Origin of the sequence: uncultured Tateyamaria sp. (assembly GCF_947496075.1) — a bacterium.
Classification (GTDB): Bacteria; Pseudomonadota; Alphaproteobacteria; order Rhodobacterales; family Rhodobacteraceae; genus Tateyamaria.
Genome location: NZ_CANMBJ010000002.1, coordinates 972600 through 990289 on the forward strand (window position 1 = coordinate 972600; position 17690 = coordinate 990289).

Genomic DNA, 17690 nt, shown 5'->3' on the forward strand with positions numbered 1-17690 from the left:
GGGGACGAGGGGCAGTCTCTCGTGCTCTCCGGAGTTTATCTGGCTGGGTGAATGAGCATCAACCCGCTTGCGTGATCTTTGCGACCATATTGATCTTGTCGCGTGCGGCGCCGCTGTCGATGCTTTCCGCGGCGCGTGCGGTCCCTTCCTTCAAGTCCGTGACGGTGCCGGCAACTTTGAGTGCGGCTGCGGAATTCAGAAGGACAGCGTCGCGATAGGCGCCCGGCGCCCCGTCCAGCAGGGCTGCGAACGATTTGGCATTCTCTTCCGGCGTGCCGCCTACGATCGCCTCGAACGGATGGGTGGGCAGGCCAGCTTCTTCTGGGTGCACTTCAAAATCAGTGACTGTGCCATCGGACAGGCCGGACACCCAGGACACGCCTGTGATCGTCAGTTCATCCGTGCCATCCGAACCGTGCACCAGCCATGCAGCTTCGGAACCAAGCTGACCCAGTGTTTCGGCCATGGGGCGGATCAGGTCGCGCGAGAATGCGCCCGTCAATTGCCGTTTGACGCCTGCGGGATTTGTGAGCGGTCCGAGGATGTTGAAGATTGTGCGCGTGCCAAGTTCTGCTCTCGTCGGCATCACATGGGCGATGGCGGGGTGATGCATGGGGGCCATCATAAAGCCAATGCCAGCACCCTTGATGGCTTTTTCGACCACATCGGGGCCGACCATCACGTTGATTCCCATCTGGGTCAGCGCATCCGCTGCCCCGGATTTGGAGCTGAGGTTGCGGTTGCCGTGTTTGGCGACCGTCACGCCTGCGCCTGCCACGACGAATGCGGTGGCTGTCGAGATGTTCAAGGTCCCCTTGCCATCCCCACCTGTGCCTACGATGTCCATTGACCCTTCAGGCGCCCTGACCGCATTGCACTTGGCACGCATGACAGCCGCTGCTGCCGCATATTCATCAACGGTTTCCCCGCGCGTCCGCAAGGCCATGAGCAATCCGCCGATCTGGCTGGGCGTTGCTTCGCCATCGAAGAGAATCTGGAAAGCAGATTCGGCCTGATCGCGTGTCAGGGGACCGTTTGCCGCTGCATCAATGAGCGGTTTTAGTGCGTCACTCATGCGGCCACCGGCATCAGATCCAGGAAGTTCTGGAGCATGGCGTGCCCATGTTCCGAGCGGATCGATTCCGGATGGAATTGCACGCCGTGGATCGGCAATTCCTTGTGGGCAAGGCCCATGATCGTGCCGTCTTCGAGCGCGCCGGTGATTTCCAGCTCATCCGGCAGGCTGTCCCGGTCGACGATCAGCGAATGGTAACGGGTTGCTTCGAACGGGCTGGGCAACCCTTTGAACACCGAGCGATTGTCATGGTGCATGGTGCCCATCTTGCCATGAACGATCTCGTCCGCGCGCACGACCTTGCCGCCAAAGGCTTGCCCGATGGTCTGGTGACCAAGGCATACACCCATAAGGGGGGTGCGTGTTTCAGCAGCGGCTGCGGTGAGTGCAAGACAGATACCGGCCTGATCCGGCGTCGCGGGACCAGGTGACAGAAGGATGCCTTCGGGCTTGAGTGCCATCGCTTCTTGCACATTCAGGGCGTCATTGCGGTAGACATGAACATCCGCCCCCAACGATCCCAAATAATGGACGAGGTTGTAGGTAAAACTGTCGTAATTGTCGATCAGCAGAAGCATGGGCGTATTCGATGTTCCAAGGGCGGGCGTTGGCCGGTATAGTTGCGCCATACATGTTCAGGCTTGCCCGCCAGCGTCAAGAGGCGGGGGGTGTTCGAACAGGCACGAAGAGCAGGCTGTGGCACATCGCAAAGCGAGGTCACAGCGGGACAGGCAAAGAGGTCAGATATGGCACGGGGTTTTCTGAGCGGCATTTTTTGGGGTGGCGTGGTGAGCGTTGCAGGCGCGGCGGCCTTGTCTATTGCCAGTGACGGCCCGACGGCGCCAGATGCAGTCGTGCGCGCACCGCAGGGTGTTGACGCACCTCAGGAAGGCACAGGCGAGACGCCGCAGACCCGTGGCGATGCCGATCTGGTCATGGATGGTGACGCGCCACAAATCGACAGTCCGGAGGCCGATGACCTGACTGCCGCAGAAGCGGCGGGTGCCGATACACCATCTGTACCACAGACCGGTCAGGCAGAAGGGCTGGCTGATCCTGCCGAGGTTGGTGAAGGTGCAACTGTCGCAATCGACACGGATGCACCGGTGCAGCCCAGCCCACAGGGCGAAGCGCCACAAGCGCCTGTGGGTGAGACGGAATTGTCCATTTCGACAGACCCCGCGCAACCGCCTGCACCGCAGGTTCCGGATGCGCCAAGCGCATTCGCTGAAGACGCGCCAACAACGCCTGACGGCACGGACGCGCCAACCGCCGAAGCTGCGGCGCCCGATGCGCCAGATGCTGCCCCGGCTCCGGACGTTCCCGAGCGGGTCGATACACCAGCTGATCCAGAAACAGCACCTGAACGGTCTGCCGCACTTCCCTCGGCGCTGGATCCAGAGACTGATATTGCACGGCCCACGATTGGGCGCCCTGCCACGTCCCTGGTTGATCGCGCTCCCAGTGCGGAGGAGCCGCTTGCAGAGACGGACGAGGTGGCAAATGGTGCAGCGGCAGATGGGCCTCCGATCCAGATTTATGCTGCGCCTTTCGAGAACCCTGAAGACAAGCCCTTGATGTCCATTGTCTTGATTGATGAGGGCGCAGATCTTACCGGCGGCAGCGTTGGCCTCGCTGCTTTGCAGAGTTTTCCCTATCCGCTGACATTCGCGGTGAAGGCGTCGCTGCCCGATGCAGCGGAGCGGGCCGCCGAGTACCGCGGACAGGGGTTCGAGGTTGCGGCGCTTTTGGATCTGCCTGCGGGTGCAACGGCCTCTGATACCGAGGTGACGCTTTCGGCGGCCATAGATGCCGTGCCGGAAGCTGTTGCGGTAATGGAAGGGACTGGCACTGGCTTGCAAGAGACACGCGACACATCCGACCAGGTGGCTGCGGCTGTCTTGGCATCCGGTCACGGATTGATCCTGCAATCCAAGGGATTGAACACTGCCCAAAAGCTGGCCGCGCGCGACGGAGTGCCGACCGGTCTGGTGTTCCGCGACTTCGATAGCGCGGGTCAGACACCGACGGTCATCCGGCGCTTTTTGGATCAGGCGGCGTTCCGCGCGGGGCAAGAAGGCGGTGTGATCATGGTGGGGCGGGTGCGGCCGGACACAATCTCGGCCCTGTTGTTGTGGGGCTTGCAAGACAGGGCAGAGCGCGTGGCGCTTGCGCCAGTGTCATCTGTCCTGCAGTTGCTTGCCGAACAACCGCAATAGCGCTCAGATAATCTCATCCTCGTCAAAGAGTGGGTCGGTTTCCAATTGGGCCGTCATCGCCCCGACCGTGTCTTCGTCTGCCGTGGGACTGATCTCGGCAAGATGAAAGACGGCGTCCCCTTCGTTCACGACCGGTAAAACGGCGCGTCCGATCAGGATGCCGGGCGACGGGGCAACGAGCTCGGTTTCCGTCGACCCGGATGGATCGGAAATAGCCGCCAGAACCTCGTTTTCGTCGACAACGTCGCCCTCTGCCCGAAAGGTCCGCAGCAGACCGCCGGATGGCGCGCGCAGCCACGTAGAGCCATTGCAGGTCAAAGATGGCGTCCTTGGGGGTGCGATGCCCTTGGCGGCCAACATGTCCTGGTCGCGCATGACGCGGAGGATGCCCGCGACGCCAGCGCGCACAGAAAACTCATCAAACCGCAGACCTTCACCTGCTTCATAAAGCAAAACGGGTGTCCCGCGCTCTGCCGCTTCGCCGCGCAATGATCCCTCGCGCAGGGAGGACGTCAGAATGACAGGTGCACCAAAGCTGCGCGCCATTTTCGCGGTGATCGGGTCGCCAGGCGTGATGCGAATTTGAGGCAGGTTGGTGCGATGAACGGCTGCTGAATGCAGGTCGATGCCGAAATCGCAGCGCAGAACCACATCATTCAGAAAGATGTGGGCCAAGCGCGATCCAAGGGATCCGCTCGCACTGCCGGGAAAACAACGGTTCAGGTCGCGGCGGTCTGGCAGATAGCGGGATCGCGCCAGAAAGCCGAATGCATTTACGATCGGAACAACCAGCAGAGTCCCCCGCAATTTGTCGAGCTGCGATGTGCGGAGCAGACGGCGTACAATTTCTACCCCGATCACCTCATCCCCATGTACAGCGGCGCTGACGAACATGGTTGGGCCTGGGCGTTTGCCGTGCAAAACCTCGACCCGAAGGGAAACCGGCGTGTGATCCGGCAAATCCGAAACGGGCAGGGCTACCGATGCGCGGCTGCCTGCTGCAACACTTGTGCCGCCCAGCTCGAACGCGTCACGCGGCATCAGCTCTGACCCATTGCCACGCCAGTCTGTGCGTCACTGATTGCCGCCGCCAAAGCGCGCAGCATCCGCTGCCGCACGCCGGATGGCGCCAGACTTGTGCACTGTTTCCATGAATTCGGCCTCGGGATCGCTGTCATAGACAACGCCGCCGCCAGCTTGGATGTAGAGCTTCTGGTCCTGAACAACGGCCGTGCGCAAGGCGATGCACATATCCATGTCGCCACCCGCACTGAAATAGCCGACGCCGCCGCCATACACTCCGCGCTTTTCCGGCTCCAATTCGTCGATGATTTCCATCGCCCTTACCTTGGGTGCGCCAGATACGGTGCCAGCGGGCATCCCGGCAAAGAATGCGTCAAGCGCGTCTTTGCCCTCGGCCAGTTCGCCCACGACGTTCGAGACGATGTGCATCACGTGGCTGTAGCGTTCGACGATGAATTCCTCGGTGGGGCGCACGGTGCCAATCTTGGCCACGCGGCCCACGTCGTTGCGGCCGAGGTCCAGCAGCATGAGGTGCTCTGCCAGCTCTTTCTTGTCGGCAAGCAGATCGGCTTCCAGTTCCTTGTCCTTTTCAGGTGTGTCCCCGCGGGGACGGGTGCCTGCAATCGGGCGGATCGTGACCTCGTTGCCGAACACACGGACCAGGATTTCGGGGCTTGCGCCGACGACCTGAAACCCACCGAAGTTGAAGTAAAACATGAAGGGCGATGGGTTAGTGCGCCGGAGCGACCGGTAGAGCGCAAAGGGTGGCTCCCGGAACTCCTGCGTCCAACGCTGCGCCGGTACGACCTGAAAGATATCGCCCGCCTTGATGTAGTCGCGCGCCTTTTCGACGGCGGCCTTGTAGGCATCCTTGGTGAAGTTCGACACCGGTTCGGCTTGCGGGCTTGCATCCCCCAGATCACGGGTTTCAACCGGCGTAGCGCGTTCAAGATCGCGGACGGCGTCCATTACCCGTTCTGCGGCCTGTGCATAGGCGGCGCGGGCTGATTGGCCATCGCTCACCCATGCAGGCGAGACGACTGTGACCTCACCCTTCACGCCATCAAGAACGGCAACGACGGACGGGCGCAGCATCAGTGCATCGGGCAGGCCAAGCGGGTCAGGGTTTATGTCTGGCAAGCGTTCAACCAGCCGGATCATGTCGTAGCCAAGATAGCCAAACAGGCCGGCGGCAGCTTGCGGCAGATCGTCGGGCAGGGCGATGCGGCTTTCCTCGATCAGGGCGCGCAGCGCATCAAGCGGATTGCCATCGAGCGGTTCAAACGCGTCAGCGTCGTAACGCGCCATGCGGTTGATCGAGGACGCTTCGCCATCGCAGCGCCAAATCAGGTCCGGTTTCATCCCGATGATCGAATATCGCCCGCGCACCTCACCTCCGGTGACGGACTCAAGTACAAAGGCATCTTTCTGAGCACCCGTTAGCTTCAGCATGAGAGACACGGGTGTGTCCAGATCTGCCGCCAGCCGGGTGTAAACCACTTGGTTCTGGCCCTCCGCATAGGCTGCGGCAAAGCTGTCGAAATCGGGAACCAGTGCCATCAGGGGAAGTTCACGTGCACGGCGTCCAGGGCCTGCTGGTTGATTTGCGTTCCCGCGCGCAGCACAACATCTTCGCCAAAGATGTTGAAGATTTCACCGGCGAGGAGCTGACCCATCTCGGCGCTGAGCGCTTCGGTTTCCGCCTGAACTTCCGGTGTGTCAGTGGTTTCGTTGATTGCGTCGAGGCGCACAACCAGCACAGCGCCATAGCCCGGGATGATGCCAACGTCGCCGGGCTCCATCTCGAACACGGCTGGCATGAACGCGGGCGGCGTGCCCTGCACAAACGCGCTGCGATCCAGATCGGTTTCAACGATGGAGTCCAAGGATTGGCTGGCAAAGCTTTCGCCAGCTTCCAACGCGGGCAGCAGGGCTTCGGCCTTTTTGGTCAAGCGGGCTTCGGTCTGCTCCGCTTCCCAGTTCCCTTGAACGTTCAACTTCGCTTCTTCAAACGGGGCAGGGCGTGGCGGCAGCAGTTCGTCCATCCGCATGGCGACGATGCCACCGTCGTCCAGTTCGACGATTTCGGGGAAGTCGTCTTGGGTCAGTTCCACCGCCGCATCGCGGAAACCATCGTAGGCTGCAATGCCTTCGCCCATGACCGGGAACCAGTCGATGGTTCCCAGCTGCATATCTGTTTCCGCATCCAATTCTTCGAGCGTGGCACCTCCGGCCAACAGATTGTCGAACTCTTCGGCCAGAACGGCGACCTGCCGGCGTGCGGCGTCCAGCGCCAGTTCCTGGCGCAGTTGTGGTTCGGCGTCCTCAAAGCTGGTGGTCTGAGCAGGAAGGACCCCGTTCACACGGAACAGCGCCGGGCCAAGCGATGAGGGAAGTGGGCCAACGACATCTCCGACCTCGGCATTGAAAACAGCTTCACCCGCTGCGTCCAGTTGAAGCCGGTTCACGTCGCCCATGTCGACATCAGCTAATTCCAACCCGCGTTCCGTCACCAGTGCTTCGAACGTGGTGCCGTCCACCTCGAGCTGCGCCGCAGCACGTTCAGCTGCATCTGCATCAAGATAGACGAGACGTTCAACGAGGCGCCGCTCGGGCTGGTTGTATTGATCCGCCCGCGCGTCGTATTCGGCGCGCAGCGTGCTTTCCTCAACCTCCATGGAGTCCAGGATCATGTCGGGCAGCAGTGCTGCATAGGTGATGCGCTTGGTTTCGGGCAGTTCGTAGTCGTCAAGGTTGTCGTCGTAATACGCGCGCAACACCTCGTCCGAGGGTGCGGGCAGTGCCGTTTCAAGGTCGGCCTGACCCAGACGCACCCATGTGAAGTCGCGGGTTTCACCAAGGAAGGACACGAGCGTGCGGGCATATGTTTCAGGCATGCTGACACCCGAAACGATGGCACCTTGCAGGATTGAGCGGGACACTTCCTCGCGCAGTTGATTTTCGAACTCCGACTCGCTGGTGCCTTGCTGATCCAAGGTGAAGCGATAGGCGTCGCGGTCAAACGAACCATCAAGGCCACGGAACGCTGGAATGTTCAGGATTTCATCTCGGATCGTTTCGTCACCCACGCTCAGGCCCATTTCACCTGCTTCGTGGTCCAGCGCACGGGCGCGGACCAGACGGGCCAGAACGGCCTGGTCCAGTCCAATGGCTTGTGCACGGGCAAAGGTCAGTGGGCTGCCCGTCTGTTGCCCTACCGCCTGCATTTCGCGCTGCAGCGTATTGGCGTAGGTTTGCACATCGATGTGCCTGTCGCCGACCTTGCCCACGGTGCGGATCGTACCGCCCAGACCATCAAGGCCGAAGCCGAGGCTGAGACCGACGAATAAAAGGCCCAGAAGGATCCAAACGGCGATTTTCGAGATGGATGTTTTGCTCTTGGCCATGTGCGCCTTCTAACGGGTGTCGTTTCGGTTGAGGATGTCTAACGGCACTGCCGGAGACGGGCAAGAGCGCGTGGGATTCAAAGGGTCAGGGCTGACAGCCTTGTGTAGAGTTCATTTATGCCGCTGGCGTCGAGATTGGCGAAGGCAATGCGCAATTGTTGGCGTCCCTCGACGGCATCGTCGGGCCAGAACATTGTACCGGGTAGGCATAGGATGCCCGCCTCCTGCACCAGTTTCGGGGCAAGCTCGGCCGACGACATATCGAACGGGTGCTTCATGTAGGCGAAATAGGCGCCCAACCCCATAAGCTCCCAACCTTTGTCCGCCAACACAGAAAACCCATCGGTAATGGCCTTGCGCCGAACAAGGATTTCGTTCCGTTCTCCGGCGACCCAATTGGCAAGGTTCTCAAGCCCCCAAAGGGCAGCGTATTGCCCGATCTGGCCGGGACAGATGGCAACCGTATCAAGGAACTTCTCGGCCTCGGCCAAACGCGCAGGGGACGCGACCAATGCGCCGACCCGGTGACCGGTCAATCGGTATGTCTTGGAGAACGAATAGAGGTGGATGAACGTCTCATCCCAGCCATCCTGCTGGAAAAGGGTATGGGGCGCGCCGCTGCGGCTGTCAAAGTCGCGATAGGTTTCGTCGACGATTAGGGCAATTCCGCGCGCCCTTGCCAATTCGAAGAAATCCAGCACGAGTTTGTCGGGGTATTCGACACCTGCCGGATTGTTCGGCGTGACCAGTGCGATGGCGCGTGTCCGGTCTGTGATCAAAGCCTCTGCTGCGGCGACATCCGGCAACATACCGTTCCCGACAGGCAGCGGCACGGAGGCAACCCCGCTCATGTCCAACCACATTTTGTGATTGAAATACCATGGGGTTGGCAGGATAACTTCATCCCCTTCCTCGCACAGCGTTGCGATTGCCGCGGCGAAGGCCTGATTGCAGCCGGAGGTGATGGCGATGTTTTCTGCCGTCGTGCGCGCGTCATAGTGCCGGTTGATCTGGTCAGACAATCCGGCGCGCAGGGCCGTCATGCCTAGAACCGGACCGTAGAGATGCGCGTCGTCCTTGGTGAGAGCCGCATCGGCCATGGCTTGGCGCAGGGCATCCGGTGGAGGATCGACCGGAGCGGCCTGGCTCACGTTGATCAGCGGACGGTCTTCAGGGAAATTGACGCCTTCAATCCAGCGCCGCGCCTCCATCACCGGAGGAGCGAATGTGGATGCGGTGCGCGTCAGGGTCATGAGGTCGCTCGTTTTGAAAGCACCGGAGTCTCCGGCGGTAGTTATCTGGCAAGATGACGGAGATTAATCGGTGCCGCGATATGGTTCGACATATTGCAGCGCCATGTCCCATGGGAAAAATATCCATGTGTCCTGGCTGACGCCGGTTATGAACGTATCAACCATCGGCTCGCCCTTGGGCTTGGCGTAGACAGTGGCAAAATGCGCCTTTGGGTAGTGATCGCGCACCACTTCGAGGGTGCGGCCAGAGTCGACCAGATCATCAATGACAAGGATGCCTGTGCCATCCCCCATCAGGTTTGCGTCAGGTGCTTTCAGGACTTCAACTTCGCCCTGGCTTTGGTGATGGTAGGATTTGACGCTGATCGTATCCACAGTGCGGATATCCAACTCGCGACTGACGATCATCGCCGGTGCCATGCCGCCACGCGTAATCGCCACCACGGCGCGCCAGGCACCGTTGTCCGGTCCTTGCCCGTCAAGGCGCCACGCCAGCGCCCGGCTGTCGCGGTGGATTTGATCCCAGCTGATGTGGAACCCTTTTTCATGGGGGAGGCGGTCTGCCATTGGTTATTTCTCCAGGATCAGGCGCAGGCCAAGCGCGCCAAGCAGTGTAGCCGCGATGCGGTCGAAAACAGGTTTGAGGCTGACATAGCCGCGTCGAATGTGCGGCGTGCTCAGAGCAAGGGCGAGAAGGGTGTAGAACACAAGTTCAAGCAGCCAGTGGTTCAGGACGATCACCACGATATCAGCCGCCGCGAGCCCTTTGGGAAAGACAACGACGATCACAGCCGCCGCAAACAACATCGATTTCGGGTTGCCCAAATTCAAAAGTATTCCGGACAAGATCGCTTGCCCGCGCGGTTTCGGTGCATCCCCAAGCGGGTCGCGCGAATGTCGCCACGTTTGGATGGCAATCCAGATCAGGTACAGCGCCCCTCCGATCTTGAGCGCGGTGTAAGTCCATGGAAAGAACGTGAACACAGCCTCAAGTCCAAGCAATGCCGCGAGGGTCCACATCGCGGCCGCGGTGCCAAGACCAATGCCGGTGGCAATCCCGGCGGCTCGGCCGCCTGTCACGGTTGCCTTGGTAATGAACAACATGGCTGCTCCGGGTGAAAGCAAGGCAGCCAGCAGGATGGTATTGAAGGCAACAAGCTCTGCCAGTGTCAGGCTCATCCGTTACCCTTTTTCGATGTCAGGCGCGTCGACCGCCTTCATGCCGACCACGTGGTAGCCCGCGTCGACGTGAAGATTTTCGCCGGTCGTGCCAGACCCCAGATCGCTGAGCAGGAACAGCGCCGATTTGCCAACATCATCGATGGTCACATTGCGCCGCAGGGGCGAGTTGTACTCGTTCCACTTCATGATGTAGCGGAAGTCGCCGATGCCCGAGGCTGCAAGGGTCTTGATCGGTCCAGCGCTGATCGCATTGACGCGGATGTTGTCCTTGCCCAGATCCTCGGCCAGATATTTGACCGACGCCTCAAGTGCAGCCTTGGCGACACCCATGACGTTATAGTGCGGCATGACCTGTTCAGCGCCGTAGTATGTGAGGGTCAGGGCGCTGCCCCCATCTGTCATCATCTTTTCGGCCCGCTGCATTACCGCGGTGAATGAATAGACTGAGATATCCATCGTCAGCGTGAAATTGCCGCGGCTTGTGTCAACATAGCGGCCGCGCAACTCATTCTTGTCCGAGAAGCCGATGGCGTGAACGATGAAGTCCAGTTTGCCCCAACGCTCTTTCAGTGCTTCGAATAGGGCATCAATCGATGCCTCATCGCCCACGTCGCAAGGAAGCACGATGTCGCTGCCCAGTTGAGCGGCCAGCGGATCGACGCGCTTCTTGAGTGCATCACCTTGATAAGAAAACGCAAGTTCGGCCCCAGCCTCGCTGAGGGTCCGTGCAATACCCCATGCGATGGATTTATCATTGGCGAGACCCATGATCAGACCTCGCTTGCCCGTCATCAGATCGCTCGCCATGTCGCTACCCATCCCGTCCCTCGTTATTGGCTTTGTGTCTGGCGGCCAGCTTTATGCCATTGCCCAACACGCATCAAGAGAGGGTGCGGCAGTTGAACCTGGTTGCGTGCAGGGCTAGCTGTTTCAAAACACGACAGGAGACAGATATGGCAGACCGAGCGGGCAAATTCGCTGGCGAGAACCCTTTTGATATTGTTCGTGCATGGATGGCCGAGGCGGAAGAGGCGGAGCTGAACGATCCGAATGCCATCGCGCTCAGCACCGTGGACGTTGACGGCTTGCCCAATGTCCGCATGGTGTTGTTGAAGGATGTCGAGGATGACGCCTTTGTCTTTTATACAAATTACACCAGCGCGAAGGCGGCAGAGCTGGATCAGGCGGGCAAGGCCGCCTTTGTGATGCATTGGAAGTCGCTGCGGCGGCAAGTGCGGGTGCGCGGTATTGTCGAGAAAGAGGAGGGAGCGAAGGCCGACGCCTACTATGCGTCCCGGTCATTGAAATCACGCCTTGGGGCATGGGCGTCGGACCAAAGTGCGCCGCTGGACAGTCGTGCCGCACTGATGGCTACGGTCGCCAAGGTCACAGCGCAACAGGGCACCAATCCATCCCGTCCACCGTTTTGGGGCGGCTACAGGATCACACCGGTTGAGATCGAATTTTGGGCTGACGGTGCGTTCCGATTGCATGATCGCTTCTGCTGGAGGCGTGAAAAACCTGGTTCTGCGTGGCAAGTGACACGGCTCAGCCCATGAATTTCACGTAGCGTGAAATGTAAATAACTGAATTATAAACAGTATTTCATGCTTGAATTATGAGGTGAAAATGGCGCAAGTCTTGGTATGCGGCATAATGCACTCATAGAAAGACAAGTCGTGTCACAACACACTCAAGATACGGATGTGGTCACTGGGACCGTGAAGTGGTTCGATCCCGTTAAGGGATTCGGTTTTATCGTGGCCAATTCAGGTGGTCCGGACATTTTGCTGCATGTAAATGTGTTGCGAAACTTTGGTCAGTCTTCGGTGGCGGATGGCGCCGAGGTAAACGTGCGTATCCAACATACGGAGCGTGGCGTGCAGGCTGTCGAGGTCATATCGATAAAACCACCAGACCATACGGATTCGTCCTCCCTTACCGATCTTGCTGAGATGGACCAGCACGATGTGACAGATGCGCCGTTGCAACCGGGTCGCGTCAAGTGGTTCGACAAGGGTAAGGGGTTTGGATTTGCCAATGTGTTCGGCAGTGCAGATGACGTGTTCCTGCACGTCGAAGTATTGCGCCGCTCCGGTTTGTCTGACCTCCAGCCGGGCGAAGCGCTTGCGTTGCGCGTGATTGATGGAAAGCGCGGTCACATGGCGGCCGAAGTGTTGGCGTGGGAAGCGGCGCTCACCAAGAAGGGCGATTGATCATGCGCGGCTCGTTGCATCGGGCATTTGCAGTACTGATTTTTTGTCTATGTGCGCAGGTTGTTGCAGCAAAGTGCAATGATGCGACTGTTTGGCTCCGTGGTGATTTTGGTTCGGCGCGCTTTAACGTTGAGATTGCAGATACCAATCGTGAGCGCGCCATTGGACTGATGAACAGACCGTCAATGCCAACAAGCGAGGGGATGCTGTTTATCTATCCCCGCCCGCAACCGCTGTCGTTCTGGATGCGAAACACACTGATCTCGCTTGATCTGTTATTCGTGGATCCGACTGGAACGGTAACCAAGATACATCACGAGGCGATCCCGCTGGACGAGACGCCTATTCCCGGGGGGGATGGCCTTACTCATGTCCTCGAAATCAACGGGGGCCTTGCGCGCATGATGGGGATTCAGGAAGGGGCGCAGATGCGACACCCCAGCTTTGATCAAGATATCGCGGTTTGGCCCTGTTGATTGCACGCTTTGGGCTTTTCAATTGCGTTTGCCCCGTCTAAGACAGCGCCACGGTCGGAGCGTGGCGCAGCCTGGTAGCGCACCTGTTTTGGGTACAGGGGGTCGGAGGTTCGAATCCTCTCGCTCCGACCATTTCAAAAATCCTCTGGCATCCCCCCGGTCGAAATGAGTAGCCGATCCATCATTTTGTCGAGGCCAAGCAGCTTAAAGTATATGCGGCGTGGATTTCCGGACTTTTGCGTGACTTCTGCAAAAAAAGACAATCCCACAGTGTAGGTCTCGTCCTTCTGGTCTGTTTCCTTTTGCAGCACGAGCGCGGGTGCTTCTAAGGCACCATCATACCGCAGTACCAAAAAAGCGGCAAAATCCGGCGGCGGCAGAATCCTGCATTGAATGACTGAGCCGGACACTTCACGCAGCTCATCGCCGGGTGCAGCGCATGAGGCGCGCATAGCTTCATCAAGAGTTTCTGGATTCGCCGTGAACGAGGCTCGCCGCACAGGCAGATCTTGTTCGTCAGTCACCACGGTTTCTACATATTGTGGTGCGCAGGCGCATAGGGCGACCGCGAAACAGGCTATCAGGGGTCGCATTTCCGTGCCTCTGTTTGGGGATATGCAGACCTCATCATATTTTCCGCAGCGCGGCAAAACCTTTCTGCCTTTGCGGACGTTAACTGTGGATAACTTAACGTGAAGCATCCACAGCTTGGATTAAGTAGCGAGATTGGTTTGCGTTTTCCGGATGGATGCCGTGGACGAAATTTTGCCGAAACACCGAGGTATTAACGAAGTGAATCGCGTGCAACGCCGTCGCGCAAAATTGCCTCCGACGGTCAAGGAAAAAGATGTCAAAAAACTTTTAAAATGTCGTTGACGTGAACCCTCCCTATACGTCAGTTTGTGTGGGCCGGGTGGTTCACCACAACATTTAGTGGTCAACGCTATGAGTGAACCGCCGGGCACGAGGGATAGGGGACACCGCCATACTAGGGGATTTCGCAGACACGTATCCGGGTCTGGCGGGTGGTTCAGTGAATTTGTGCCGGCATTAACAACGGGGCCCTGCAACGTCAGGCGCACCTTTCGGAACACCAGCTGGGAATGAGGCAGCGCGATGAAGATTGAAAGACAGTTCACCAAAGCCGGTCAGGACGCATATGCGGCTCTTGATTTCGTGACGACCGCGTCCGAGATCCGCAATCCTGATGGAACCGTCGTGTTCCGCTTGGACGAGGTGGAAGTGCCGGGCAGCTGGAGCCAGGTTGCCAGCGACGTCATCGCGCAGAAGTATTTCCGCAAGGCTAGCGTGCCTTCCAAACTGCAGAAGGTCGAAGAAAAGGACGTTCCCGAGTTCCTTTGGCGGTCCGAAGCGGCTGACGGCGCCGAAATGGGCGGTGAAACGTCCTCCAAGCAAGTATTTGACCGTCTGGCAGGCGCCTGGGCCTATTGGGGTTGGAAGGGTGGCTACTTCTCGACCGAAGAAGATGCGCGCGCCTATTACGACGAAATGCGTCACATGCTGGCGACGCAACGCGCTGCACCGAACTCTCCCCAGTGGTTCAACACCGGCCTGCATTGGGCGTATGGCATTGATGGTCCCGCGCAAGGACACCACTATGTCGACTACAAGACCGGCAAGCTGACCAAATCCAAGTCTTCCTATGAACATCCGCAGCCGCATGCTTGCTTCATTCAGTCTGTCGCCGACGATCTGGTGAATGATGGCGGTATCATGGACCTGTGGGTGCGCGAAGCGCGGCTGTTCAAATACGGCTCCGGCACCGGCACCAACTTTTCCAGCCTGCGCGCTGCGGGTGAAAGCCTGTCGGGCGGCGGCAAGTCGTCGGGTCTTATGGGCTTTCTGAAAATCGGTGACCGCGCAGCTGGGGCCATCAAGTCGGGCGGCACCACTCGGCGCGCAGCCAAGATGGTGATCGTGGATGCAGACCACCCCGATATTCAGGACTTCATCAACTGGAAGGTCATCGAAGAGCAGAAAGTGGCGTCCATCGTCGCAGGCTCCAAGATGCACGAGGAAAAGCTGAACGGCATCTTTGAAGCCATTGGTACCTGGGATGGTGCGGAAGCGGACGCTTACGATCCCAAGAAAAACAACGCGTTGAAGGATGCAGTGAAAGCGGCCAAGAGGGTTGCAATCCCTGAAACCTACATCAAGCGCGTGTTGGACTACGCTCGTCAGGGGCATACGTCCATCGAGTTCCCGACCTACGACACCGACTGGGATTCTGAAGCGTATAGCTCAGTCTCGGGCCAAAACTCGAACAACTCGATCCGCGTGACCAACGCCTTCCTCACTGCGGTCGAAAAGGACGCTGATTGGGAATTGATCAGCCGTGTCGATGGATCGGTCACCAAGACGGTAAAGGCACGCGAATTGTGGGAACAAGTGGGCCATGCCGCATGGGCCTGTGCCGATCCGGGCATTCAGTACCACGACACTGTCAACGACTGGCACACATGCCCCGAAGACGGGCAAATCCGTGGCTCGAACCCGTGTTCGGAATACATGTTCCTCGACGACACTGCATGTAACCTCGCGTCGATGAACCTGCTGACCTTCCTCAAGGACGGGCAGTTTCAGGTCGAGGACTACATGCATGCCTCCCGCCTTTGGACTGTGACACTGGAAATCAGCGTGATGATGGCGCAGTTCCCGTCGAAGGAAATCGCGCAGCGCTCATATGACTTCCGTACCTTGGGTCTTGGCTATGCAAACATCGGCGGACTGCTGATGAACATGGGCCACGGCTATGACAGCGACGAAGGCCGCGCGCTTTGTGGTGCCCTGACTGCCATCATGACCGGCGTGTCCTATGCCACATCTGCCGAGATGGCGGGTGAGTTGGGTCCGTTCCCGGGCTACAAGAAGAACGCCGACCACATGCTGCGGGTCATGCGCAATCACCGCAACGCGGCCTATGGTGCGACCGAAGGTTATGAGGAACTGGCGGTCAAACCGGTCGCTCTGGACCACGCCAACTGCCCAGATCCACGTCTGATCGACGTCGCCATGGGTGCATGGGACGAAGCGCTGAAACTGGGCGAGAAGAACGGTTACCGCAACGCGCAATCCACTGTGATCGCACCGACCGGCACGATTGGCCTGGTCATGGACTGCGATACAACCGGGATTGAGCCTGACTTTGCCCTGGTGAAGTTCAAGAAGCTTGCCGGTGGTGGTTACTTCAAGATCATCAACCGTTCGGTGCCTGCGGCGCTCGAAAACCTCGGCTACGGCTCGGCTCAGATCGAAGAGATCATCAGCTACGCGGTGGGCCATGGCTCCATCGGTAATGCGCCTGCGATCAACCACACGACACTGACTGGGCATGGCTTTGGTGCCAACGAGTTGGCGAAAGTGGATGCGGCGCTGGAAAGTGCCTTCGACATCCGGTTCGTGTTCAACCAGTGGACGCTCGGCGAAGAGTTCTGCACAGGCGTGCTGGGCATTCCGGCCGAAAAGCTGAACGACCCAACCTTTGACCTGCTGAAGTCGCTGGGCTTCTCTAAGGCCGATATCGACGCTGCGAACGATCACGTCTGCGGAACGATGACGCTGGAAGACGCTCCGCACCTCAAAGAAGAGCATTACCATATCTTCGACTGCGCCAACCCGTGTGGCAAGAAGGGCAAGCGTTTCCTGAGCGTGGACAGCCACATCACGATGATGGCCGCTGCACAGAGCTTTATCTCAGGTGCGATTTCCAAAACCATTAACATGCCGAACGATGCCACCATCGAAGACTGCCAGCGTGCTTATGAGCTGTCTTGGTCATTGGGTGTGAAGGCGAACGCGCTCTACCGTGATGGCTCCAAACTCTCGCAGCCTTTGGCGGCTGCGCTGGTCGAGGATGACGAGGACGCCCAAGAGGTGCTGGAAAGCGGTGCACCCGCCGAAAAGGCCGCCGTGCTGGCCGAAAAGATTGTTGAGAAGATCATCGTGAAAGAGATTGTGAAATCTCATCGCGAAAAGATGCCTCAGCGCCGCAAGGGCTACACTCAGAAGGCCATCGTTGGGGGCCACAAAGTCTACCTTCGGACGGGCGAGTATGAGGACGGCAATCTGGGCGAGATCTTCATCGACATGCACAAGGAAGGCGCTGGCTTCCGTGCGATGATGAACAACTTTGCCATCGCCGTGTCCGTGGGCCTGCAATACGGTGTGCCGCTCGAAGAGTTCGTGGACGCCTTCACTTTCACCAAGTTCGAACCCGCAGGTATGGTCCAGGGCAATGATAGCATCAAGAACGCGACGTCGATCCTTGACTACGTGTTCCGTGAACTGGCTGTGTCCTACCTTGACCGCACGGATTTGGCGCATGTGAAACCCGAAGGGGCCACGTTCGACGATATCGGTCGGGGCGAGGAAGAGGGCGTGTCCAACGTTTCGGAACTGTCTGAGACGGCAGCATCGAAGTCCTTGGAAGTGCTGAAACAAATCAGCTCGACCGGCTATCTGCGCAAGCGTTTGCCCCAGGATCTGGTGGTGCTGCAGGGCGGCATGGCTGAAGGGGTCACGGTGGACGCAGAAGTCGCATTGCAGACGCTGGTGCCCGAGGTGGCTGTGAACGGTGCGGCATCGGTGTCGACCACGACTGTGACGGCGGCAACCACGACCATGGACGCCCGCACCAAGGCCAAGATGCAGGGCTACGAAGGCGAGGCATGTGGCGAATGCGGCAACTACACGCTGGTGCGCAACGGCACTTGCATGAAGTGCAACACCTGCGGCGGCACGTCCGGGTGTAGCTAAGAGTTACGCACCCCGGGGAAGGGGCGCGAGGGGGCCGGGCCGGCTGGACCGGTCTGGCTCCCG

15 protein-coding genes and 1 tRNA gene are annotated in these 17690 nt (G+C 59.1%); 6 read left to right on the top strand and 10 right to left on the bottom strand.

Annotated elements, in window-relative coordinates:
- Nucleotides 1-58: 58 nt before the first annotated feature.
- Together trpD and Q1A51_RS08810 are read right to left on the bottom strand one after the other, a co-directional pair.
- Nucleotides 59-1075, bottom strand: coding sequence for an anthranilate phosphoribosyltransferase (gene trpD / locus Q1A51_RS08805; protein ID WP_299597226.1), 1017 nt, complete (start codon nt 1073-1075; stop codon nt 59-61).
- Entirely contained in the window at nt 1072-1653 is a 582-nt protein-coding gene (locus Q1A51_RS08810; protein ID WP_299597223.1) for an aminodeoxychorismate/anthranilate synthase component II, read from the bottom strand. The genes trpD and Q1A51_RS08810 overlap by 4 nt, the downstream gene beginning before the upstream one ends.
- 168 nt (nt 1654-1821) lie before the next feature.
- On the opposite strand from Q1A51_RS08810, the gene Q1A51_RS08815 reads away from it, so the two are divergent.
- A complete protein-coding gene (locus Q1A51_RS08815; protein WP_299597220.1) occupies nt 1822-3294 on the top strand; it encodes a divergent polysaccharide deacetylase family protein in 1473 nt (490 codons plus the stop codon).
- 3 nt (nt 3295-3297) lie between these two features.
- Here Q1A51_RS08815 and Q1A51_RS08820 read toward each other — a convergent pair whose 3' ends face one another.
- The 7 genes from Q1A51_RS08820 to fabI all read right to left on the bottom strand — a co-directional run bounded on the left by Q1A51_RS08820 (nt 3298) and on the right by fabI (nt 10966).
- Nucleotides 3298-4335, bottom strand: coding sequence for a succinylglutamate desuccinylase/aspartoacylase family protein (locus Q1A51_RS08820; protein WP_299597217.1), 1038 nt, complete (start codon nt 4333-4335; stop codon nt 3298-3300).
- A gap of 33 nt (nt 4336-4368) precedes the next feature.
- On the bottom strand, nt 4369-5877 hold the full coding sequence (trpE, locus tag Q1A51_RS08825; RefSeq protein WP_299597214.1) for an anthranilate synthase component I: 1509 nt from the start codon (nt 5875-5877) through the stop codon (nt 4369-4371).
- Nucleotides 5877-7724: a peptidylprolyl isomerase gene (locus tag Q1A51_RS08830; RefSeq protein WP_299597212.1), complete on the bottom strand. Its 1848-nt coding sequence runs from the start codon at nt 7722-7724 to the stop codon at nt 5877-5879. Before Q1A51_RS08830 ends, trpE begins: the two co-directional genes overlap by 1 nt.
- 77 nt (nt 7725-7801) lie before the next feature.
- Complete coding sequence (locus Q1A51_RS08835; protein WP_299597209.1) at nt 7802-8977, bottom strand: aminotransferase; 1176 nt, start codon at nt 8975-8977, stop codon at nt 7802-7804.
- Between the two features lie 63 nt (nt 8978-9040).
- The gene (gene gpt, locus Q1A51_RS08840; RefSeq protein WP_299552696.1) at nt 9041-9544 is read right to left on the bottom strand and encodes a xanthine phosphoribosyltransferase; all 504 of its coding nucleotides are present in this window, start codon (nt 9542-9544) and stop codon (nt 9041-9043) included.
- Between the two features lie 3 nt (nt 9545-9547).
- Nucleotides 9548-10156, bottom strand: coding sequence for a LysE family transporter (locus Q1A51_RS08845; RefSeq protein ID WP_299597206.1), 609 nt, complete (start codon nt 10154-10156; stop codon nt 9548-9550).
- Between the two features lie 3 nt (nt 10157-10159).
- Complete coding sequence (fabI, locus tag Q1A51_RS08850; protein WP_299599639.1) at nt 10160-10966, bottom strand: enoyl-ACP reductase FabI; 807 nt, start codon at nt 10964-10966, stop codon at nt 10160-10162.
- 53 nt (nt 10967-11019) lie between these two features.
- Here fabI and pdxH point away from each other — a divergent pair, with 53 nt between their 5' ends.
- From pdxH to Q1A51_RS08870, 4 genes are all read left to right on the top strand, one after another.
- Nucleotides 11020-11718 carry a pyridoxamine 5'-phosphate oxidase gene (gene pdxH, locus Q1A51_RS08855; protein WP_299597203.1) on the top strand — a complete coding sequence of 233 codons (699 nt, stop codon included), beginning with the start codon at nt 11020-11022 and terminating at the stop codon, nt 11716-11718.
- A gap of 120 nt (nt 11719-11838) precedes the next feature.
- Nucleotides 11839-12375: a cold-shock protein gene (locus Q1A51_RS08860; RefSeq protein WP_299597200.1), complete on the top strand. Its 537-nt coding sequence runs from the start codon at nt 11839-11841 to the stop codon at nt 12373-12375.
- A 2-nt stretch (nt 12376-12377) separates the two neighbouring features.
- Nucleotides 12378-12851, top strand: coding sequence for a DUF192 domain-containing protein (locus tag Q1A51_RS08865; protein ID WP_299597196.1), 474 nt, complete (start codon nt 12378-12380; stop codon nt 12849-12851).
- Between the two features lie 55 nt (nt 12852-12906).
- A tRNA-Pro gene (locus tag Q1A51_RS08870) sits at nt 12907-12983 on the top strand.
- Nucleotides 12984-12985: 2 nt separating this feature from the next.
- On the opposite strand, the gene Q1A51_RS08875 is transcribed toward Q1A51_RS08870, so the two are convergent.
- Entirely contained in the window at nt 12986-13375 is a 390-nt protein-coding gene (locus Q1A51_RS08875) for a hypothetical protein (protein ID WP_299597193.1), read from the bottom strand.
- A gap of 592 nt (nt 13376-13967) precedes the next feature.
- On the opposite strand from Q1A51_RS08875, the gene Q1A51_RS08880 reads away from it, so the two are divergent.
- A complete protein-coding gene (locus tag Q1A51_RS08880; RefSeq protein ID WP_299671241.1) occupies nt 13968-17627 on the top strand; it encodes a vitamin B12-dependent ribonucleotide reductase in 3660 nt (1219 codons plus the stop codon).
- Nucleotides 17628-17690 lie beyond the last annotated feature (63 nt).

Bases quoted from the DNA above. Each gene is read 5' to 3' on its own strand.
- trpD (WP_299597226.1), bottom strand. From the start codon at position 1,075: ATGAGTGACGCACTAAAACCGCTCATTGATGCAGCGGCAAACGGTCCC.
- Q1A51_RS08810 (WP_299597223.1), bottom strand. From the start codon at position 1,653: ATGCTTCTGCTGATCGACAATTACGACAGTTTTACCTACAACCTCGTC.
- Q1A51_RS08815 (WP_299597220.1), top strand. From the start codon at position 1,822: ATGGCACGGGGTTTTCTGAGCGGCATTTTTTGGGGTGGCGTGGTGAGC.
- Q1A51_RS08820 (WP_299597217.1), bottom strand. From the start codon at position 4,335: ATGCCGCGTGACGCGTTCGAGCTGGGCGGCACAAGTGTTGCAGCAGGC.
- trpE (WP_299597214.1), bottom strand. From the start codon at position 5,877: ATGGCACTGGTTCCCGATTTCGACAGCTTTGCCGCAGCCTATGCGGAG.
- Q1A51_RS08830 (WP_299597212.1), bottom strand. From the start codon at position 7,724: ATGGCCAAGAGCAAAACATCCATCTCGAAAATCGCCGTTTGGATCCTT.
- Q1A51_RS08835 (WP_299597209.1), bottom strand. From the start codon at position 8,977: ATGACCCTGACGCGCACCGCATCCACATTCGCTCCTCCGGTGATGGAG.
- gpt (WP_299552696.1), bottom strand. From the start codon at position 9,544: ATGGCAGACCGCCTCCCCCATGAAAAAGGGTTCCACATCAGCTGGGAT.
- Q1A51_RS08845 (WP_299597206.1), bottom strand. From the start codon at position 10,156: ATGAGCCTGACACTGGCAGAGCTTGTTGCCTTCAATACCATCCTGCTG.
- fabI (WP_299599639.1), bottom strand. From the start codon at position 10,966: ATGGCGAGCGATCTGATGACGGGCAAGCGAGGTCTGATCATGGGTCTC.
- pdxH (WP_299597203.1), top strand. From the start codon at position 11,020: ATGCCATTGCCCAACACGCATCAAGAGAGGGTGCGGCAGTTGAACCTG.
- Q1A51_RS08865 (WP_299597196.1), top strand. From the start codon at position 12,378: ATGCGCGGCTCGTTGCATCGGGCATTTGCAGTACTGATTTTTTGTCTA.
- Q1A51_RS08880 (WP_299671241.1), top strand. From the start codon at position 13,968: ATGAAGATTGAAAGACAGTTCACCAAAGCCGGTCAGGACGCATATGCG.